Source organism: Chryseobacterium sp. FG46 (assembly GCF_057809135.1).
Map to the genome: position 1 here is coordinate 1 of NZ_JBMDJJ010000033.1, position 15,206 is coordinate 15,206.

The 15,206-nt window shown below is 36.1% G+C and carries 13 protein-coding genes and 3 tRNA genes; 10 read left to right on the top strand and 6 right to left on the bottom strand.

Features of this window, described 5'->3' with window-relative positions:
- Positions 1-196: 196 nt before the first annotated feature.
- The 3 genes from ACODR7_RS18760 to ACODR7_RS18770 all read right to left on the bottom strand — a co-directional run bounded on the left by ACODR7_RS18760 (position 197) and on the right by ACODR7_RS18770 (position 488).
- Positions 197-270, bottom strand: a tRNA-Arg gene (locus ACODR7_RS18760).
- A 43-nt stretch (positions 271-313) separates the two neighbouring features.
- A tRNA-Pro gene (locus ACODR7_RS18765) sits at positions 314-388 on the bottom strand.
- A 15-nt stretch (positions 389-403) separates the two neighbouring features.
- Positions 404-488 (bottom strand) — tRNA-Ser (locus tag ACODR7_RS18770).
- A gap of 136 nt (positions 489-624) precedes the next feature.
- Between ACODR7_RS18770 and ACODR7_RS18775 the strand changes: the two genes are divergently transcribed.
- From ACODR7_RS18775 to ACODR7_RS18790, 4 genes are all read left to right on the top strand, one after another.
- Positions 625-1,650: an N-acetylmuramoyl-L-alanine amidase gene (locus ACODR7_RS18775; RefSeq protein WP_488841454.1), complete on the top strand. Its 1,026-nt coding sequence runs from the start codon at positions 625-627 to the stop codon at positions 1,648-1,650.
- A 72-nt stretch (positions 1,651-1,722) separates the two neighbouring features.
- Positions 1,723-3,123, top strand: a complete 1,401-nt coding sequence (aspA, locus tag ACODR7_RS18780) for an aspartate ammonia-lyase (RefSeq protein ID WP_488841456.1) — start codon at positions 1,723-1,725, stop codon at positions 3,121-3,123.
- A gap of 91 nt (positions 3,124-3,214) precedes the next feature.
- The gene (locus tag ACODR7_RS18785) at positions 3,215-4,069 is read left to right on the top strand and encodes a glycosyltransferase family 2 protein (RefSeq protein WP_488841458.1); all 855 of its coding nucleotides are present in this window, start codon (positions 3,215-3,217) and stop codon (positions 4,067-4,069) included.
- Between the two features lie 122 nt (positions 4,070-4,191).
- Positions 4,192-5,232, top strand: coding sequence for a hypothetical protein (locus tag ACODR7_RS18790; protein WP_488841460.1), 1,041 nt, complete (start codon positions 4,192-4,194; stop codon positions 5,230-5,232).
- An 18-nt stretch (positions 5,233-5,250) separates the two neighbouring features.
- Here the strand turns inward: ACODR7_RS18790 and ACODR7_RS18795 are convergent, their stop codons facing one another.
- From ACODR7_RS18795 to ACODR7_RS18805, 3 genes are all read right to left on the bottom strand, one after another.
- Positions 5,251-6,729: a lipopolysaccharide biosynthesis protein gene (locus ACODR7_RS18795; protein WP_488841462.1), complete on the bottom strand. Its 1,479-nt coding sequence runs from the start codon at positions 6,727-6,729 to the stop codon at positions 5,251-5,253.
- 8 nt (positions 6,730-6,737) lie between these two features.
- The gene (locus ACODR7_RS18800; RefSeq protein ID WP_488841464.1) at positions 6,738-7,532 is read right to left on the bottom strand and encodes an FkbM family methyltransferase; all 795 of its coding nucleotides are present in this window, start codon (positions 7,530-7,532) and stop codon (positions 6,738-6,740) included.
- Between the two features lie 268 nt (positions 7,533-7,800).
- Positions 7,801-8,466 carry a DUF2461 domain-containing protein gene (locus ACODR7_RS18805; RefSeq protein WP_488841466.1) on the bottom strand — a complete coding sequence of 222 codons (666 nt, stop codon included), beginning with the start codon at positions 8,464-8,466 and terminating at the stop codon, positions 7,801-7,803.
- Positions 8,467-8,934: 468 nt separating this feature from the next.
- Here ACODR7_RS18805 and ACODR7_RS18810 point away from each other — a divergent pair, with 468 nt between their 5' ends.
- From ACODR7_RS18810 to ACODR7_RS18835, 6 genes are all read left to right on the top strand, one after another.
- Positions 8,935-10,635, top strand: a complete 1,701-nt coding sequence (locus tag ACODR7_RS18810; protein ID WP_136522270.1) for a DEAD/DEAH box helicase — start codon at positions 8,935-8,937, stop codon at positions 10,633-10,635.
- Positions 10,636-10,786: 151 nt separating this feature from the next.
- The gene (locus ACODR7_RS18815) at positions 10,787-11,425 is read left to right on the top strand and encodes a DUF47 domain-containing protein (RefSeq protein WP_027374906.1); all 639 of its coding nucleotides are present in this window, start codon (positions 10,787-10,789) and stop codon (positions 11,423-11,425) included.
- A 12-nt stretch (positions 11,426-11,437) separates the two neighbouring features.
- A complete protein-coding gene (locus ACODR7_RS18820) occupies positions 11,438-12,580 on the top strand; it encodes an inorganic phosphate transporter (protein WP_488841469.1) in 1,143 nt (380 codons plus the stop codon).
- Between the two features lie 101 nt (positions 12,581-12,681).
- Positions 12,682-13,653, top strand: a complete 972-nt coding sequence (locus ACODR7_RS18825) for a polyprenyl synthetase family protein (RefSeq protein ID WP_309432567.1) — start codon at positions 12,682-12,684, stop codon at positions 13,651-13,653.
- A 76-nt stretch (positions 13,654-13,729) separates the two neighbouring features.
- Positions 13,730-14,680: a GSCFA domain-containing protein gene (locus ACODR7_RS18830; protein ID WP_488841471.1), complete on the top strand. Its 951-nt coding sequence runs from the start codon at positions 13,730-13,732 to the stop codon at positions 14,678-14,680.
- The gene (locus ACODR7_RS18835; RefSeq protein WP_488841473.1) at positions 14,681-15,202 is read left to right on the top strand and encodes a DUF4269 domain-containing protein; all 522 of its coding nucleotides are present in this window, start codon (positions 14,681-14,683) and stop codon (positions 15,200-15,202) included.
- The last annotated feature ends 4 nt before the right edge of the window (positions 15,203-15,206 follow it).

Consider the following 15,206-nt stretch of genomic DNA (forward strand, 5'->3'; position numbering starts at 1 on the left):
GGAGTAAAAGACAAAACTTTCTTTCTATTCAGATTATCCAAACTTTTTGCTTAGCTCCCAACTTTTGCGCTTGATCCGGGACTCTGAAGAATGTACAAGATAGAATTTATCCAAAGTTTCGGAATAAAGTATATAACAGAAGTACATGAAACTAAAATAAACAAAAAACCTCACAATAAGAATTGTGAGGTTTTTGTGAGCGCGAAAGGATTCGAACCTTTGACCGTCTGCTTAGAAGGCAGATGCTCTATCCAGCTGAGCTACGCACCCTTAAAAGTTGATTCCCGCTTAGTAAATAAGCACATTAAAAAAGTCGGGGCGGCAGGATTCGAACCTGCGACCTCCTGGTCCCAAACCAGGCGCGATGACCGGACTACGCTACGCCCCGAATATATAAGAAGAGCGGAGGGTAAGGGATTCGAACCCTTGCGACACTTTCGCGTCGACAGTTTAGCAAACTGCTCCGTTAACCACTCCGGCAACCCTCCTTTTTTGTTTATTTTTTAATGATCGTTGTTCCGTTATTGCGAGTGCAAATATAGAACAGATTTCTTTATTTACCAAATAAAATTCAAGAAAATTTTGTGTATTTTTGAACTAATAAATCATCCAAAAACCAAACTGATGCGTAAAACATTATATATCATCGGATTAAGCACATTTGTTTTTTCATGTACTTCCAGGCAAAATGTGAAAAATAATACTTACAAACCGAAAACCCCAACAACACAGGCGAAACCAGCTGTTCAGACAAAACCTCCGGTTGCTCAAAAACCCAAAGTTGTATCTGATCATGGAGTGGATTTTTTTACGACCAATATAGCAGATCCAACCAAAAATGATAATACGGCAAGTTATGGTTCTATCGTATCTGCAAAACCAGGCGGATATAAAGTGGTGAAAACTTTTTTTCCTGCAGTGGCCCAGAATTTCAGACAGCGTTATCTGATATTACATTATACCGCTCTTGCAGATGATAAATCAGTTACTGTTCTGACCCAACAGGCAGTAAGTGCCCATTATCTTGTAAATAATACCGGAGATAATGAGATTTATCAATTGGTGGATGAAAACAAACGGGCATATCATGCAGGCGTAAGTGCGTGGAGAAATGATAAAAATCTTAACGATAATTCTATCGGTATTGAAATTGTAAATACTGGCTATACTACAGATAGTACCGGTAAAAGAATTTTTGCCCCTTTTAGTGATGAGCAGGTAAAAAAAGTGGCTGCATTGGTTAAAGATATTGTAACAAGGTATCAGATCCAGCCAACAAACGTATTGGGCCATTCAGATATTGCCCCTACAAGAAAGCAGGATCCTGGACCGATGTTCCCATGGAAAAAGCTCTATGACGAATATCAGGTTGGAATGTGGTATGATGAAGCTGCCAAACAGACGTATCTTGAACCTGCACAGGCAGACCTGGCAGCCAGATATAATGATTCCAGCTTTATTTTCCTTATTCAGACTTCATTACAGAAATTCGGATATGCACTTGATCTTAGCGGACAATGGGACGATGCTACCAAGAAAACAATTGAAGCTTTCCAGTACCACTTCCGTCCACAGAATTATGACGGAATCATGGATGCTGAAACATGGGCAATACTCCAGGCTTTAAATCAAAAATATACTGTAAAATAATTCAAATTAAAACGCATCGGTTAGATGCGTTTTTGCTATCTTTAAACGATCAAAAACAGTAAAATATCTGTAATGGAAAATTTCAGAAAAGAAAGTGATCTATTAGGCGAACTGAATGTGCCTTTAGACGCTTATTATGGGGTTCAGACACAAAGAGCTATCGACAATTTTAAAATTTCAGGACAGCTTTTGTCTTCATATCCGGATTTCATAAAAGGATTGGCGTTTGTAAAAAAAGCAGCGGCAAAAACCAATTATGAATTAGGGCTTTTAGACGAAAATCTGTATTTTAAAATAGCAGAAGCATGTGATGAAATTGTAGAAGGGAAATATCATGAGCAGTTTCCGGTAGATATGATTCAGGGAGGCGCTGGAACTTCCATCAACATGAATGCGAATGAAGTGATCGCCAATATCGTGTTGGAAAAATTAGGAAAAAATAAAGGAGAATACGAGTTCTGTTCACCTAATGATCATATCAATCTCTCTCAATCTACGAATGATGCTTATCCTACGGCAATCAAAATGGGACTGCTTCAGATGAACATCGGATTGGTGGAAAAACTGGAAAGAATTATCACTGCTTTCCGTGCAAAAGGACAGGAATTCCAGGATGTGATCAAAATGGGACGTACACAGCTTCAGGATGCCGTTCCGATGACTTTAGGACAGGAGTTTGAAGCCTACGCAGCCACTTTGGAAGAAGATATCTCCAAGCTTAATAACAATGCCAGCCTATTTGTGGAAGTAAATATGGGAGCTACAGCAATCGGAACAGGATTAAATGCTCCGGTAGGATATGCTACCCTTTGTGCTAAAAACTTAGCTCAGATTACAGGATTTCCGATTGTTTCAGCACCGGATTTAGTAGAAGCTACTCCTGATACAGGGTCTTATGTGATCTACTCTTCAGCAACAAAGCGTCTTGCAGTAAAGCTGTCTAAAATCTGTAATGATTTAAGATTGCTTTCATCAGGTCCAAGAGCAGGTCTTTTTGAAATCAACCTTCCGCCAATGCAGCCAGGATCTTCTATCATGCCTGGGAAAGTAAATCCTGTAATTCCGGAAGTGGTCAACCAGGTTTGTTTCAAAGTAATCGGTAATGACCTTACCGTAACTTTTGCCGCAGAAGCAGGACAGCTGCAGCTGAATGTAATGGAACCGGTACTTTCTCATGCCATTATGGAAAATATCAACTTCCTTTGCAATGCTTTAGATACGCTTCGTGACAAATGTGTGGTTGGAATTACTGCCAATAAAGAAGTCTGCCTGAATATGGTAAAACACAGCATCGGTATTGTAACCGCATTAAACCCTTATATCGGATACAAACAGTCTACACAAATTGCAAAAGAAGCATTAGAAACCGGTAAAAGCGTTTACAACCTTGTTCTGGAGAAAGGAATTCTTTCTCAGGAAAAACTGGATGAAATTCTTGATCCGAAGAACATGCTGAAACCGCATAACAAATAAAATCATCAACGATAAATGATCAATGATAATTGATGCCCTCAAAAGCTTCTCATCATTGATCATTTATTATTCATCATTTATACTATAATTCGTGAGGTTTTTAATTATCATTCCTGCTCATAACGAAGAAGACAACCTCCCATTTACTCTTAATTCTCTGCAACAGCAAAACAGCAAAGATTTTAAAGTAGTGGTAGTGAATGACGGTTCTACAGACAGAACAACTGAGGTGATCAGGAAATACACAGAAACTGATTCCCGTTTTGAAACAATCAACCTTCAGAAATCTGAACATCAGCCAGGTTCTAAAGTAGTTCATGCTTTTAACAACGGACTCAATACTCAAACGATAAATGAATTTGACATTATCTGTAAATTTGATGCCGATATCATTCTTCCGGAAAACTACCTCACTGCAGTAGAAACAGCTTTTATCACTCATCCCGAATATGGCCTTGTAGGAGGTCTTCTGTATATAGAAAAAGACGGAAACTGGGTGTATGAAGGAAATTCTAATAAACATCACGTAAGAGGTCCTATGAAGGCTTACCGTAAAGAATGTTTTATTCAGATTGGCGGTTTAAGGGAAACTTTGGGCTGGGATAATATTGACTCTATACTGTTGGAAAATCTGGGATGGAAAGAAGTTGTACTTCCTGAGCTCCATGTAAAGCTGATTAAATTAAAAGGAGCTGATTATACGATACGTCCTGCAGATTATTACGGAAGATATTTTTATTTCTTAGGACTGAACAGGTTTCTGGCATATATCGCCTCCTCAAAAGAAGCTATGAAAAGTAAGTCTGCTTCATTTTTCTTTGATATCATCAGGTCTTATGAAAGCTGCAGATCAAAGAAATTAGAATTGAAAATTACAAAAGAAGAACAAAAAGCCGTTAATGATCAGCGTTGGAGAATGCTGAAAAAGAAATGGCTTAAGATGTAAAAGATAAATTATTTTATACATTGTAAATGTTCATCAGTAGAAACGGGCTTTAGCCCGTTTAATTAAAAAAATAAAAATCCATTGGCTTTAGCCAAAACTTAAGATATAACTCCCGTTAACCTGTGAAAAAAATAGCTTACATAGAAATAGACACTCATGCAGAAATTGCTCAGGCTTTCATGGATATTATGGAGGGTTGTAAGGATTTTGCCGTAGACTATTATTTTTCAAAAAGGATAAAAGATCAGATCAACCATCGTGACGAAGCTGTTTTCTTATCAGACAGTTCCATGATTCTGGATCAGTTAAACGGGAAAGGATATGACCTTGTGGTAATAGGAACTGTTCATCGTTATTTTAATACATTTTTGGCAGTAACAAAAAAGTATAATACCGCAGTCATTACCCATAATCTTAATTTCATAAAAGCCTCAAAGCTGGATCTGATGAAAAGTGTTTTCAAAGGAGATGTTATTTTCAGGTTAAAACTATGGCTGAAGGAAGGGTTATTTTACAAAACCAAAGTTTATAAGACGTCAAGAACTCTTTTCGTGCTGGATGAAGCATTGGTTTCAGGGAGATATCAGTATTTGCCGCTGTTTTATACAAGAGATTTTGATAAAGCAAAAAATGAAGAGCTTGTGGTGGTGATTCCTGGTGGGGTCTCACAGAAAAGAAGAGATTACGCCCATATTTTTAAAACTATTCAGAAACTCAGTACGGATCAGCCCTGCAAATTTGTTTTCCTTGGAAAAGCAGGCGGACACGAGTTAAAACAACTTGAAAATCTGTCCGGAAAATTACCCGAAAACATTAAAATTACCTATTTTTCAGAAAGAGTGTCCTCCGAAGATTTTGAAAAATGGATGCAGAAAGCAGATGTTTTATGGTGCCCGATTCAGCAGGAAACAGAGTTTTTCGGCATGAAAGAAATTTATGGACTGACTAAAATGACAGGAAATCTGGGCGATGCCATCGCCTACGGAAAATTGGCGGTTTTTCCAGGAAATTATCCTTCAAAACTGGACTTTATTATTGCTGAAAAAGAAAATGTTCTTGAACAATTAAGAACTGTTTCAGAGACTTCATTTGATTTTTTGACAACATACAGCAGGAAAGAAGTTCAGAAAAGGCTGGAACAGTTTCTAACATCTTTGATCTAAAAAGTCTGGATTATTCTCTTATTTTATCTTAAATACACTCTTGATAAACCTCATATTCAGATAATCTTCAACCGGGAAAATCTTGGTGAAGTAATTTCCGATATAGATCAGTATCAAAACAACTGCAGGTTTGTAAACAAGATTAAGCAGGTTGCTGTTGAAATTGGGAAGAACAATAGACACGGTAATAGCTAAAGTACAGATAATGGAGACAAAAATCATTTCAATACTCAAAGGCGAAACCTTAAACACAATATAATTGAAAACAATTTTCACCACATTGTAAATGGTAAGGGAAATTGCTGTAGACAGAGCAATTCCGATCAGTTTCAGAGATGTATTTTTGATAAAATAGTAATTCAGTCCGATCGTTAATCCTGCCAGCAAAAGCATCACCAGAATATTGAATCTGTAATATTTTGAGAGCGAAATAATATTTCCATTAAATCCCGTAGCAAGGTCGATCAATACAGCAGAGCCCCAGATCCATACTACCGGCTCATACTCTCTGAGCATGGTCCCGTTCTTTGGCATGAACTGTGTCAGATAAGGGAATCCTACCATAATACATGAGAATAAAACAGCACCAAGGAAATACAGTGTTAAAGAAGTTTTCTTATGGAATCTGTCCAGTTCTACCATATCTCCGTCTGCCAGATTTTTACTGATAATAGGAGCTGAAATGTTGAATAGTCCCAATTGGGGGATAGAGATCAGAGAGATCAAAGCATAGAGAACAGAATAGATTCCGTTTTCTTCCATTCCCATAAATTCTCCAATCATAAAGCTGTTGATTGCCAGATAGTTTCCAAACGTCCCCAGAAATCCAAAAAAACTGTAGTTCAGGAATTCTTTCCAAAAATGATTTTTCCTGAAATAATCTGTGCTGATGTCGAACTTTATTTTTTCCAGTTTATTGGTATAATATATATACCCGAAAAGCATGAGCGCAAATATTCCGAAGAAAAAAGCCAGTGCGATATTTTGAGACAAAGAAAAATAGAAGAAAAGACAGAAAGCTCCCAGATTTGCTATTTTAGGAAAAAGATTGTCAAAGATATTCGAAACAACAATTCTTTTATAATTTGAGGTGTATTTATTGAAAATAGCGCAGAGTGATAAAATTAAAATCAAGGGTAAAATAATTTTTTTAATTTTCCACGCTTCTGAATGTACAAATTTGGGATAAAAATAGGGGAGGATAAAAAATACAGTAACAAAAATGAGAAAATTGATCAGGACCGTCACAAGAGAGAGTGAAAGCATATTCTGATTTTTTCCTTCTTTCTGCAAAGCATTAAAAAATTTTACATTCGCATAAGAAATACCAAAAACAACAAAAGGAACGAGCATTTCAGCAGTTTGCATACTGTAGCGCAGCTTTCCGTAAAATTCAAAATCATTCGGAAATATGAATATTGCGGAAACCGTGCCCAGCAAAAAACCAATATAACCGATAATGGAATATTTGAAGCCTTGTCTCGCTACTACACTCATAAGTTGTTTTAAATGTTTTTAGGTATAAAAATAATATTGTTGATGTACTGAGTCTTATTTTTTTCGTCGTTTGTATTTTGTGTTATGATATCTTCTGTAAGATTTTCCAGCGTAAAGCTGTTTCTGTTCAGATATTTGGCATCGTATCCCCAGCTCATCACTTCGGATATTTCATTCCATATAGGAGTTTGGTGGTGTCTTTGCTCCATTTCGACCATTAAAGTCGGCTTGAATTGTCTGATGGTTTCTCTCGCCCCGGACAATGTTTTTATTTCGTTTCCTTCAACGTCTATTTTGATAAAATCAAGTCTGCTGAAATTTTCCAGTGCAGCCCATTCATCAAGCTTGATAACTTTTACTTGTTCCGTATAGCTTTTCTCTTCTCCTTTTTCTTTGTAAGAAGTATTTAAAGTGCCGCGGGAAGCAATGGTTTTTCCATTAATAATGGGTACTTTGAACTCTGCAATTCTGTTTTCGTCAGAAAGAGCCAAAGGGAAAATGTGCATGTTCGAAAAAAGTCTTTTTAGTCTTCTGTAAAGCTTTTTATTAGGTTCAAAACCATAAATATGCTCATGCTTCAAGGTGTTTTCCAGCTGATAAAGGAAAGTTCCCACATTGGCACCAATATCCAGTATCACAGCATTTTTAGGAAGATATTCTTTAATCCATACCAATTCCGGTTCTACATTACGTTCCGAAAAGTTATTTTTATTAAGATTATTTAAAGCTTTAAAATATCTTTTTTTGTAGAAATTCGGGCTTATGTATTGTAGTTTCTCTGCAATTTTTTGGTATAAAGACATCTTTGGCTTTTTGGCGAACAGCAAAGATACGTAAAAATGTAAAACTTTTCTTAAAAAATGTTAATTGTAATGGCTTGATTTTCAGGATTGGTTTTTAAAATTACTTTGGTAACCTGTTGAATTTTAATATATTTTTGATTTGTCCCAGAGATATCTGCATACCCTGAATATCTCAGTTAAAATATTCTAAAATAATACAACCCAACAAGAATGCACCCGATATTCTGTTAAAAAATGAGTGATCTGTGATTAAAAAAAATAAAACTGTTTAAAGAAAAGGTGTATTCAGGAAATCATTGAAAGGCTTCATCAGTTTGAAAACTTTGGTCATGTTTTTTACCGCATTTTTGTCCAGTACTTCCTCATCTTTCAGAGAATATACCACAATAAAGTTTTTAAGTTTGAGATATTCTCCCATGGGATCCTCTTTCTCAAAACCCTGAGGTATTTTCTTCAGTTTGTCTTCCTGATCAAGCTCCGGAAAATGTTTTTTGAAATCTTTATTATTGAGAATTTTCAGAAAATCGTCTCCATACAAAGAAATTTCTTTACGAACTTCTTTCAGTACGGAAGATTCCGGCATGTAGATTCCTCCGGCTAAAAAGGATTTTCCAGGTTCCAGGTGAAGGTAATAACCTCCTTTCTGATTTCCTTTTCCCATTCCAAGAGAAGCTCCGAAATTGGTTTTATAAGGAGATTTATCCTTAGAAAAACGGGTGTCTCTGTAAATTCTGAAAAGGGCTTTTTTACTGTCAATTTTAGCAAGCTCTTCATCAAAACCAGACATTTCTTTGATGAGTTCATCTAAAAATAAAACTACATTTTGCTGAGATTCTGTGTACAGGTTTTTATTTTCATTAAACCATTCGCGGTTATTATTTTTATTTAACTTTTGTAAAAAATCAAAAGTTTTGGAAGAAATACTTGCAGACATATTGTGTTAAGTGTTTTTTTGTTATTAAATGAGATTCGAAACTGCTTCCCGATCCCGGACCAAAACTTCAAATCCCCGAAACCTCAAAACCAAATGTACAAAAAGTATTCATAGAAATATTATTCTGTTTTTTCTACTCAATAGAATTTCCCAGATTTCATACGGACGCATAATGGCATGTATGGACAAGTATTTAAATGATTAGGCAGGAAGGTGTCAAAAAGAAAAATTTGCTTTTCATGGCTTTATTTTTGAAAATTCATAAATAGTACAGAAAAAATCAATCGAATTTAATAAAAAAAAATAATGTTTAACAATTTTCTAATCTGAGGCTTGTTTTTTTGGGTTTAATTTTCCAAAAATTAAAAAAATATTACAGGATTGTGAATTTAAGATTGTATATTTAAAACTTTATTCAAAAACAAATCAAATATTTATTGTATCTTTGCAAAAATTTTAAAATAGTTAATGAATTTATTTACGGAAACCAATTTAAGTCCTGATATCCTTAAGGCGATTGGCGAACTGGGCTACGAAAGCCCAACAGAAATCCAAAAACAGACTATCCCTTTTATTCTTTCAGATATTCGCGACTTGATCGCACTTGCGCAGACAGGGACAGGCAAAACAGCAGCGTTTTCGCTTCCGATTTTGGATATGATTGACGATACGAGTCGCAAAATCCAATTATTGGTGCTTTGTCCGACACGGGAATTATGTCTTCAGATTTCGAAGGACATAAAGAACTACTCTAAGTATATGAAAGACATCAAGACAACTGCGGTTTATGGTGGAAGTAGTATTGTAGAGCAGATGAGATCTTTGAAGGATAAACCACAAATCATTGTGGGAACTCCGGGAAGAGTAATTGATCTTATCAACAGAAAAGCACTAGACTTTTCTGCGATTCATTGGTTGGTATTAGACGAAGCTGATGAAATGCTTTCTATGGGATTCAAGGATGAATTGGAAACCATTCTAAGCGAAACTCCGGAAACGAAACAAACTTTCTTATTCTCTGCAACGATGAATAAAGAGGTGGAAAGAATTTCCAAGAATTATCTTACAAAACCACATCGTATTTCAGTAGGTTCTATCAACGAAGTGAAGAAGAACATTACTCACGAATACTATGTTGTAGGATACCGTCAGAAAAAAGAAGCATTGAAGAGACTTATTGATGCGAATCCTAACCAGTACTCCATTATCTTCTGCAGAACGAGAATGGAAACTCAGGAGGTTGCTGATTTCTTAATGCAGAACGGATATGCAGCTGATGCTCTTCACGGTGATCTTTCTCAGGCGCAGAGAGATACGGTAATGAAGAAATTCAGATTGAAAAACATCGATATTCTTGTAGCAACAGACGTAGCAGCAAGAGGATTGGATGTGAACTCTTTAACTCACGTTATTCACTTCTCTTTACCGGATGATCCTGAAGTATTCGTTCACAGAAGCGGAAGAACAGGTAGAGCTGGGAAAGATGGTATTTCCATGGCTTTAATCAAGCCTGAAGAAAGCAGAAAACTGAAACAGATCAAATCTGCAACAAAAATTGAAATCAACGAGAAATTCATTCCTACTGGTGATGATATTATCAAAGCTCAGGTAGGTGGTGTATTCGAAAAATTATTGACGGAGCACGAAGATCTTTTCGAATTTGATGACAGCTTAATCCCGGATCTGAGCAACTTTACAAAAGAAGAACTGGTACACCAGCTTCTACAGTTCCAGTTGAGAGATCTTGCTTTATACTACAAAGACAAGCATGACCTTGTTGAGCAGAAATTTAGCAGCAGAGATGACGATTACTCCAGAAGAGACCGTGGCCGTGAAAGAGACAGAGACAGAGGTCGTGACAGAGATAGAGGAGATCGTGGAAGAGACAGAGATCGTGGAGCAAAACCAAGAAGAAGAGATGAAAACATGGTAAGATTCTTCTTCAACCTTGGTAAGAAAGACCATTTGAAAAAGCTTGATGTTTTAGATATTATCAATAAGGCAACTGCCGGCGGAAAAACCAAAAAGAGAGCTGAAATCGGTGATATCGAAATCTTAGAGAAATTCTCTTTCTTCGAAGTTGAAAAATCTTTCAAAGACAATGTATTGAGCAATATTCAATCTATGAAGTTCAAAGGAAAAGATATGAGAGCTGAAGTAGCAAACTAATCTCTTCCTATACCATACAAAACCGGCATTAATGCCGGTTTTTTTATTTGATAATCAGTAGTTAAGCGAATGTTAACAAAACTTAATGTCATATAGTTTCACGTACAATCCTTTTTTAAGAAATTTGCACACGAATTATAAATACTAAAAAATGGGAATTGGTAATATTTTCCACGCTTTTCAACCAAAAGATAAAATCTTCTTTGTACTTTTCGAAAAAGTAACTGAAAATCTCGTTGCAATGTCAGAAGAATTCAACACAGGAATCAAGGATTTCGATCTTAATGACGATTCAATGTTGAAGAAAATGAGCGACTTCGAACACAAGAATGATGAACTCACTCACGAAATTTTCGTAGAATTAGGGAAAAACTTCATTACACCTTTTGACCGTGAGGATATCCACACACTGGCAACCGGGCTTGATGATATCGCTGATTATATCTACGCATCCACAAAATATATTTTCCTTTACAAATCACCTGAGATGAAGGCTTATTCAGACTTCTCTTTATTGATCCACAAAGCATGTCTTGAAATTCAGAATGCTATGAAAAACCTTAAAGGGTTTAAAAATATGGAACAGGTGAAAGAAGCTTGTATTAAGGTGAACTCTATTGAGAATATTGCTGACGATTTGCTTTCCAACTCAATGGTAGAATTATTTGAAACCAATGATGCTATCAACATTATTAAAGTTTCATCCGTATTAAACTACCTTGAAATTGTAACAGACAAAGCAGAAGATGTTGCCAATACCATTGAGAACATCATGATTAAATACGCCTAATACATAGCAAAAATGGAATTTCCGATTTTACTTATAGTTATTATTGCGCTGGCACTGATCTTCGATTATATCAATGGTTTCCATGATGCAGCCAACTCAATTGCAACTATAGTTTCTACAAAAGTTTTAACTCCATTCCAGGCTGTACTTTGGGCGGCGCTTTGGAACTTTGCAGCTTTCTTTATTGCTGCTTATATTATTGGAGAATTCAAAATTGGTAACACAATTGCCAAAACAGTTAACGAGAATTTTATCACCCTTGAAGTTATATTTTCCGGTCTTGTGGCAGCTATTGCCTGGAACCTCCTGACGTGGTGGTTCGGAATCCCTTCATCATCATCACATACGCTGATTGGAGGTTTCCTGGGAGCAGCTCTTATGCATGCTTTCATGATGGATTATCATGATGTGGTGACAACACAGCCAGATCTTGGAATGTGGGGTACTGTTAAAGAAGCTTTCAATCAGGTTACCCACCAAAGTGTAGTGAAGTTTGATAAAGTAATTCCTATCTTCCTGTTCATTTTTATGGCACCGATTATAGGGATGATTATCTCGATCATTATTACCCTGATTATTGTACACCTTTATAAAAGATCAAACCCACACAAAGCAGACCAGTCTTTCAAAAGATTACAGTTGGCTTCATCAGCTTTATTCAGCTTGGGACACGGTTTGAATGATGCTCAGAAAGTAATGGGGATCATTGGTGCGGCACTTATCTATTATCATGTTGAAATGCTGCATGACCCGGTTTATCTGAATATTCCTGCTGCAGGACGTTTTGATTATTTTGCTGAACATTATCTTTGGGTTCCTTTGGTATCATTCCTTGCTATCGGTTTAGGAACCATGAGCGGTGGTTGGAAGATCATCAAAACCATGGGTACCAAGATTACTAAAGTAACTTCATTAGAAGGAGTAAGTGCAGAAACTGCAGGTGCTATTACTTTGTTCATCACAGACCACTTTGGTATTCCTGTATCTACAACCCATACGATTACTGGTTCTATCATCGGGGTAGGATTAACAAAAAGAATTTCAGCGGTAAGATGGGGAATCACTGTAAGCTTACTTTGGGCTTGGGTTCTTACCATTCCGATCTCTGCAATAGTAGCGGGAATTACCTATCTTGTGGTAACTTTCGTTTTCTAAAAAACAAATCATATAATTATATAAACTTTGTCCGTTTGGGCAAAGTTTTTTGTTTTATAAAGCCTTGAAAAATCGTATTTTTGTTCAAATTATAAGATTTTATGGAATTTTTAGACAGATACCAGCAGATTGTTGCAGATGCCATCACTAAATATACTTTTAAAGATAAACCTTCGGAGCTCTATGAGCCGATGAATTATATTATTTCCCATGGTGGAAAACGTCTTCGTCCCATTATGGTGCTTATGGCATGTGAGATGTTCGGTGGAGATCTTAAACAGGCCATCAAACCGGCATTGGCTATCGAGTTTTTCCATAACTTCACCCTGATTCATGATGATATTATGGATGAAGCTCCTTTGAGAAGAAACAAGCCTACCATTCATACTTTACATGGCCTTAACGTAGGTATTCTTTCCGGAGACGGGCTGATGCTGAAAGCCTATAAGTTTTTTGAAGATCTTGAACCTGAAATTTTCAAAGCATGTATCAGAATATTTACCCACACAGGACTTCTGTTATGTGAAGGACAGCAGTATGATATCAACTTTGAAACTCAGAAAGACGTTACTTTTGATGATTATATCAGAATGATTACCTATAAAACCGGAGTTTTGAGTGCTTCTTCATTTGAAATCGGAGCTTTGATTGCAAGAGCTGATTTTAAAGATGCGAAAGCTATTTTTAATTTCGGAAAGCATATCGGAATTGCCTTCCAGATTATGGATGATTATCTTGATGTATTCGGAGATCAGGCACAGTTTGGAAAAAAGCATGCCGGAGATATTTATGAGAACAAAAAAACGGTTCTGTATCTGTTAGCAAGAGAACATGCTACCGATGAAGAAAGAAAAGAACTGGATTACTGGTATTCTAAGAAGACTGAAAATGTTGATAAGGTATATGGCGTAGAAAAGATTTTCAGAAGAACAAAAGTAGATGAAAAAGCTTTACGTCTGATTGAAAAACATAATGAAATAGGACAAAGTTACCTTCAGAAAATAGATGTTCCGGAAGAAAAGAAAAAACCTTTCATTGAACTGGCTAATTATTTGTTGAGAAGAGAAAGTTAATATAGGTAACAGAGGGTAGTTCGCAGGTAACAGCAATTTACCTGCAACCTTTTACCTGCAACCTAATCCCTATACAATGAAATTCAGAACCGAAGTTGATATTCCCGTATCAGAAAAGAAGATTGAGATTGAAAATAAAATATTTTCAATAGGATCATGCTTTGCCTCTGAAATGACAGATCTACTGCAGGACGGACAACTTCAGACTCTTAACAACCCCTTTGGGACTATTTTTAATCCTTTTTCCATCAATAATGCCATCAACAGATTACATGATTCTGCATTTTATGAAGAAGAGGAGCTGATTACTTACAATGAAGAATATATTTCTCTGGATCATCACACCAGTTTTGATACCCGATATATTCATCAGACCCTGGACAAGATTAACGGTGCTATTGAAGCGGGAAATGCCTTTCTTCAGGAAGCTGACTGGATCATTATCACCTACGGATCTTCATTTATCTATGAATTTCTTCCCAAGAAAAAGCTGGTGGCCAACTGTCACAAAATTCCGCAGAAGTTTTTTGAGAAAAGATTACTTTCTCATCAGGAGCTGACAAGTTCAATTTACCATACAATTCTGGATCTTAAAGATATTTGTAAAGAAGGAGTGCAAATTCTGTTTACCGTTTCACCCGTAAGGCATACAAAAGACGGAATGGTGGAAAACCAGCTAAGCAAGTCCAAATTAATTACAGCTATCCATGAATCTATTTCCATGTTCGAAGACTGTCATTATCTGCCAGTTTACGAAATTTTAATGGATGACCTCAGGGATTACCGTTTTTATAAAGAAGATATGATTCATCCTAGTACGCAGGCGGTTAATTATATATTTGAGAAATTCGGGAAGTCTTATTTTTCAGAAGAAACCCAGAACTTTATCAAAGAAAATTTTAAGATCATCAAGGCTCTTGAACACAAGACAAGCGATAAGAAAGATCCTAAGTTTATTGAGTTCAGAGAAAAACTGGACCAGAGAATTGAAGTACAGCGCAGGAAGGTAAAACATAAAATATTTTAAATGCCTGATTTCACCAGAATTGACTATCTGAAAGATGGAAATGAAAGACAGAAAAAAGCGTACGAAATTCTTACAAAATATCGTGTTTTCGATAAATTGAAGGATTATTCTCCAATTTTAGCAGGAACTATTCCTATTGAAATTGATATTGAAGGCAGTGATCTGGATCTTATTTTTGAAGTGGATTTACAATTTGAAGAAGACTTTCTGGATGATTTAATGTGGAGCAAATTTATTCCTTATGATGTAGAGGTGGAGTATGCTATTATAAACGGTGAAAAATGTATTACGTTAAATTTTATGCTGGATGGATTCTCCATCGAAATTTTCGGACAGAATAAGCCCACAACACAGCAGAACGCCTATCTTCATATGATTGCCGAATACAAAATATTACAGGAAAAAGGAGAAAAATTTAAACAAAAAATAATAGAACTTAAAAAGCAGGGAATAAAAACAGAGCCGGCTTTCGGACTATTGCTGGGACTTGAAAACCCTTATGAAGATCTGTTGAAATTTTAAATAA

Coding starts and splice junctions, on each gene's coding strand:
- ACODR7_RS18775 (WP_488841454.1), top strand. CDS start 625: ATGCGTAAAACATTATATATCATCGGATTAAGCACATTTGTTTTTTCA.
- aspA (WP_488841456.1), top strand. CDS start 1,723: ATGGAAAATTTCAGAAAAGAAAGTGATCTATTAGGCGAACTGAATGTG.
- ACODR7_RS18795 (WP_488841462.1), bottom strand. CDS start 6,729: ATGAGTGTAGTAGCGAGACAAGGCTTCAAATATTCCATTATCGGTTAT.
- ACODR7_RS18800 (WP_488841464.1), bottom strand. CDS start 7,532: ATGTCTTTATACCAAAAAATTGCAGAGAAACTACAATACATAAGCCCG.
- ACODR7_RS18805 (WP_488841466.1), bottom strand. CDS start 8,466: ATGTCTGCAAGTATTTCTTCCAAAACTTTTGATTTTTTACAAAAGTTA.
- ACODR7_RS18810 (WP_136522270.1), top strand. CDS start 8,935: ATGAATTTATTTACGGAAACCAATTTAAGTCCTGATATCCTTAAGGCG.
- ACODR7_RS18815 (WP_027374906.1), top strand. CDS start 10,787: ATGGGAATTGGTAATATTTTCCACGCTTTTCAACCAAAAGATAAAATC.
- ACODR7_RS18820 (WP_488841469.1), top strand. CDS start 11,438: ATGGAATTTCCGATTTTACTTATAGTTATTATTGCGCTGGCACTGATC.
- ACODR7_RS18825 (WP_309432567.1), top strand. CDS start 12,682: ATGGAATTTTTAGACAGATACCAGCAGATTGTTGCAGATGCCATCACT.
- ACODR7_RS18830 (WP_488841471.1), top strand. CDS start 13,730: ATGAAATTCAGAACCGAAGTTGATATTCCCGTATCAGAAAAGAAGATT.
- ACODR7_RS18835 (WP_488841473.1), top strand. CDS start 14,681: ATGCCTGATTTCACCAGAATTGACTATCTGAAAGATGGAAATGAAAGA.